The sequence below is a fragment of the Glaciimonas sp. Gout2 genome, from assembly GCF_035018905.1.
Classification (GTDB): Bacteria; Pseudomonadota; Gammaproteobacteria; order Burkholderiales; family Burkholderiaceae_D; genus Glaciimonas.
Map to the genome: position 1 here is coordinate 1 of NZ_JASJXA010000151.1, position 263 is coordinate 263.

A 263-nucleotide genomic window follows, 5' to 3' on the forward strand; every position below is an offset into this window, starting at 1 on the left:
TGATAATAACGTCCGACTAGTTTATCGACCTGTTTAAACATGGCACTATCAAGACGCATGTCCTCAGGATTTTCTTTTTTTGCCTTTTGCAAAACATCGATTGCTTCTTCCAAATGACCTTGATTTGACAGCTCTTGGGTCGTTTGAACGGCGCGAGGCACAGCACATCCCGTTACTATCGACGCAACCGCCACCATCAAAAAACTTTTTGCCATACGGCATTTTAAATTTGACATAATTAATTTCCTGTTCCGCTTAGGGCC

1 protein-coding gene is annotated in these 263 nt (G+C 42.6%); it reads right to left on the reverse strand.

Annotation, left to right across the window (positions count from 1 at the left end; genetic code table 11):
- Window positions 1-236: hypothetical protein (locus QN379_RS23555; protein WP_323507783.1), on the reverse strand; the 236-nt coding region annotated here is incomplete at its 3' end.
- Window positions 237-263 lie beyond the last annotated feature (27 nt).